Below are 4,480 nucleotides of genomic sequence, written 5' to 3' on the forward strand. Positions count from 1 at the left end.
GCCGCGACGCACGCCTCGACGTCGTCGGCGCTATGGGCCGCCGAGAGCTGCACGCGGATCCGGGCCGCGCCCTTGGGCACGACCGGATAGCTGAAGGCGGTGACGTACACGCCGTGGGCGAGCATGGCCTCGGCCACCCGCCCGGCGAGGACCGCGTCGTGGAACATCACCGGGACGATCGGGTGCCCGCCTTCCAGCAGGTCGAACCCTTCCTCGGCCATCCGCCGGCGGAACAACGCGGTGTTGTCCTGCAGCCGGGACCGAAGGTCGGCCGAACCGCCCACCAGTTCCAGCGCCTTCAAGGTGGCAGCCACGATGGCCGGCGCGACGGAGTTGGAGAACAGGTACGGCCGGGCCTTTTGCCGCAGCACGGTCACGATTTCGCGGCGGCCGGACACGTAACCGCCGGAGGCACCGCCGAGCGCCTTGCCGAAGGTCCCGGTGTAGATGTCCACCCTGTCGGCCACCCCGGCATGCTCCGGGGTGCCGGCACCGTTGGCCCCCATGAAGCCGACGGCGTGCGAGTCGTCGACCATCACCAGCGCGCCGTATTCTTCGGCCAGTTCGCAGATCCGTTCCAGCGGGGCCAGGTAACCGTCCATGGAGAACACGCCGTCGGTGACGATGACGGTCCGCCGGGCGCCGGCGCCGTCGTTCATCGCCGCGGCCTGTTGCAGCCGCTCCTGCAGTTCCGCCATGTCCCGATTGGCGTAGCGGAACCGCTCTGCCTTGGACAGCCGGATGCCGTCGATGATCGAGGCATGATTCAGCGCGTCCGAGATGATGGCATCCTCCGGCCCGAACAACGATTCAAAGACCCCGCCGTTGGCGTCGAAACAGGACGAGAACAGGATGGTGTCCTCGGTGCCCAGGAAGCGCGACACCTCCCGTTCCAGCTGCAGGTGGAGGTCCTGCGTGCCGCAGATAAAGCGCACGCTGGCCATGCCGAACCCGCGGTCGTCCATGGCGGCCTTCGCGGTGGCGATGATGTCCGGATGGTCGGCCAACCCCAGGTAGTTGTTCGCGCAGAAGTTCAGCACCTCGCGGGTCGATCCGTCCGCCGGCCCAGCAGAGATGTGGCTGGACTGCGGGGTGGTGATGCGCCGTTCGGCCTTGAACAGTCCGGCGGCGCGGATTTCCTCCAGCTCCGAGGCCAGCTGGTCCTTGAGTCTTCCGTACATGCTTCCCTCCCTAGATCCTGGTCCAGTCCAAGACCACTTTGCCGCTTGTCCCCTGCCGGGCCGTCTCGAACCCGCGCTCCCATTCCGCGGCCGGCAGCACGTCGGTGATCACGGAGGAAATCGCCGCGTGCAGGGCCGGGCTGGAGGAGAGCATGGCGCTCATCGCGTACCAGGTTTCGTACATCTCGCGCCCGTAGATGCCCTTGAGCGTGAGCATGTGGGTGACCACCTTGGCCCAGTCGATGGTGATGTCTTCGGCCGGCAGCCCCAGCAGCGCGATCCGGCCGCCGTGGGTCATGTTGTCGATCATGGCGCGCAGCGCCGAGCCGCGGCCGGACATCTCCAGCCCGATGTCAAAGCCTTCGACCAGTTCCAGCTGCCGTTGTGCGTCCGCCACCCGGGCGTGGCTGACGTCCACCACCAGGTCGGCGCCCATCTGCTTGGCCAGCTCCAACCGTTCGGCGGACACGTCGGTGACGGCGATCTTGCGGGCGCCGGCGTGGCGGACCACCGCTATGGCCATCAGCCCGATGGGCCCGGCGCCGGTGATCAGGACGTCTTCGCCGACCAGCGGAAAGCTCAGTGCCGTGTGCACGGCGTTTCCGAACGGATCGAAGACCGCGCCCAGTTCGGGCGTGACCGCCGGGTCGGTGTGCACCCACACGTTGGTTTCGGGGATCACCACGTACTCGGCGAAGGCACCGTCCCGCTGCACGCCGACGCTGACAGTCCGGATGCACATCTGCCGCCGGCCCGCGCGGCAGTTCCGGCAGGTCCCGCAGACGATGTGGCCCTCCCCCGAGACCCGGTCGCCGATCTGGACGTCCTGCACGGCGCCGCCGACGGCCACGACCTCGCCATAGAACTCGTGGCCGGGGATCAGCGGCGCCCGGACCGCCCCGGCGGCCCAGTCGTCCCAGGCCTGGATGTGCAGGTCGGTGCCGCAAATGCCCGTGGTGTGGACCTTGATCTTGACCTCGCCGGTGCCGGGTTCCGGTTCCGGACGGTCGACCAGCTCGAAGCCGGCCTGTGCGCCGGACTTGTAGAGCGCCTTCACGCGGTGTCCTTTCGCTAAGCGGGCCGGCGCGTCCGGCCGCCCGGGCTGTGGCCCGGATCACTAGGCCAACTCTACGTAACTGTCTTGGCGAAGTGGAGCGCGTCACAGTATCCGTCGCGTCGCGGTCAGGGTAGCTTTGCTCGCAAGCACTTCTTCCCTACGACGTAAGCGAGGCCAACGCGTGGCAACCAGGACCGATCACAGCATCCCGGTAATCGCCGACGACCCGTACTCGGATGCGGTGCTGGCGGACCCGTACGGCCTGTTCGGCCGCATGCGGGCAGCCGGGCCGGCGGTCTGGCTGGAAAAGTACCAGGTGCCGGCCTTCGGGCGCTACGCGGAGTGCCGGGACATCCTGGCCGACCACCGGACCTTCATCTCCGGAGCGGGGGTGGGGCCGAAGGACCTGCTGAAGGAACCCAACTGGCGGCCGCAGGGCATCCTCGAGTCGGACCCGCCGCGGCACACCGTGATGCGGGACGCCATGGCCGGAGTCATCTCGCCCAAGGGGACCCGCGCCCTGCGGGCCGGATTCGAGGCCTACGCCGACCAGTTGCTGCCCGAACTGCTCGAGCGCGGTTCCATCGACGGCGTCAAGGATCTGGCCGAGGTGTTCCCCCTCCGGGCGTTCGGCGACGCCGTCGGCATACCCCGTGACGGGCGCGAGGAGAACCTGCTGACGCACGGAGCCATGAACTTCAGCCACTTCGGCCCCGAAAACGAACGCCACCGCTTCTACTTCGAACAAGGGGCCGGGACGCCGGAGTGGGTAATGGACCGGACGCGGCGGGAAAACCTGAGCCCCGGCGGGATGGGCGAACAGTTGTGGCAGTACGTCGACCGCGGCGAGTTGCCGGAGGAGATGGCACCGCTGGTGGTGCGCGCGCTGCTCTCAGCCGGCCTGGACACCACGGTGATCGGCATTGGAAACGCCCTCAAGCTCTTCGCGGAACATCCGGAGCAGTGGCGCATCCTGCGGAAGAATCCGCAGATGGTCTCGCTGGCCATCAACGAGGTGCTGCGGTTCGAAAGCCCGTTCCAGTCGTTCTACCGGACCACGTCGGCAGATACCGAAATCTCCGGCGTCAGTCTGGCCGCCGGCAGCAAGCTGGCCTTGTTCCTCGGGTCCGCCAACCGCGACGAGGCCCAGTTCGGGCCCGATGCGGACACCTTCCGGATCGAACGCGACGCGGCCGGCATGATCGCCTTCGGCAACGGCATCCACCGCTGCGTCGGCCAGCCGATCACCCGGCTGGAGATGCATGTTGTCCTGACCTGGCTGGCCCGGAATGTGGAACGCCTTGAGCCCACGGGCGCTCCGGTCCCCTACCTGCACAACACGCTGAAGGGCTACTCCTCGCTGCCCCTGCGCCTGGTCGCCGCCTGACCCCGACCCCGGCGCAATGGGGCCCGCCGGGGCCCATGGGAGACAGAAAACCGGCCGGGAACCTCGTGCCACGAAAAGCCGGTGGAAAGGCCGCGGAAGCGCAGGCTAGACTGTGACCCCGGCCACAGGTGCGTGGCTGCGATCCGGTAAAAGGGGTTCTCCAGTGCCGCACCCAGCCCAGCCAGCGTCCCGGCCCGTGCAGGACCAGGCCTACGCCGCGCACGAGCGGCTGGATCCGATGCAGCTGTCCGGCGGGACCGGGAGCATCAGGGGGCTGCGCGCAGTGGTCCGCGACTCCTGGCAAAGGTCCTTGCGGCACGCGGCGGATCCCGACCGGGCGCTGGCTCCACTGGTCATGGGCGCCGACGCGCTGGACGAGTTCCGCCGAAACCATCCGTTGTCCGCCATCATGCCGGTCTTTGCCCGGCTGCTGGTGGAGCCCAGCCGCGACGCCGGGATGCTGGTGGCCGTGGGAGACCAACACGGGAGGTTGCTCTGGGTGGACGGAGAGGCCCGCCTGAAAGACCGCGCCGAAGACATGATGTTCATGCCCGGCACCGACTGGTCGGAGGCGACTGTGGGCACGAGCGCGCCCGGCACGGCGCTCGCGTTGGGCCGCGGAGTCCAAATCGCCGGTGCCGAGCACTTCAGCCGGGCGGTCCATTCATGGAACTGCACCGCCGTCCCCATCACCGACCCGGAGACCGGCGCCGTCCTCGGCGTCGTGGACCTGACCGGCGGGGAGGAAGCGGCCGCGCCGCACACGCTGTCCTTGGTCCGGGCGGCGGTAGCGGCGGCCGAGGCAGAGCTGCGCATTCTCCGCCTCCAGGCAGCCGCCCGGCACGACCCGGGGAC

4 protein-coding genes are annotated in these 4,480 nt (G+C 68.8%); 2 read left to right on the forward strand and 2 right to left on the reverse strand.

Annotation, left to right across the window (positions count from 1 at the left end):
- Positions 1 to 1,181 (reverse strand): glycine C-acetyltransferase (locus tag AC5RV2_RS14995; RefSeq protein WP_494092992.1); only part of this gene is annotated, 1,181 nt, incomplete at its 3' end.
- A 10-nt stretch (positions 1,182 to 1,191) separates the two neighbouring features.
- Positions 1,192 to 2,238, reverse strand: a complete 1,047-nt coding sequence (tdh, locus tag AC5RV2_RS15000) for an L-threonine 3-dehydrogenase (RefSeq protein ID WP_494092993.1) — start codon at positions 2,236 to 2,238, stop codon at positions 1,192 to 1,194.
- 181 nt (positions 2,239 to 2,419) lie between these two features.
- On the opposite strand from tdh, the gene AC5RV2_RS15005 reads away from it, so the two are divergent.
- Together AC5RV2_RS15005 and AC5RV2_RS15010 are read left to right on the forward strand one after the other, a co-directional pair.
- Positions 2,420 to 3,625 (forward strand): cytochrome P450, encoded by a 1,206-nt coding sequence (locus AC5RV2_RS15005; protein WP_494092994.1) that lies wholly within the window; start codon positions 2,420 to 2,422, stop codon positions 3,623 to 3,625.
- Between the two features lie 163 nt (positions 3,626 to 3,788).
- A partial coding sequence (locus AC5RV2_RS15010) for a GAF domain-containing protein (RefSeq protein WP_494092995.1) occupies positions 3,789 to 4,480 on the forward strand: 692 nt, incomplete at its 3' end.

The sequence above is a fragment of the Arthrobacter sp. Y3225116 genome, assembly GCF_059091245.1.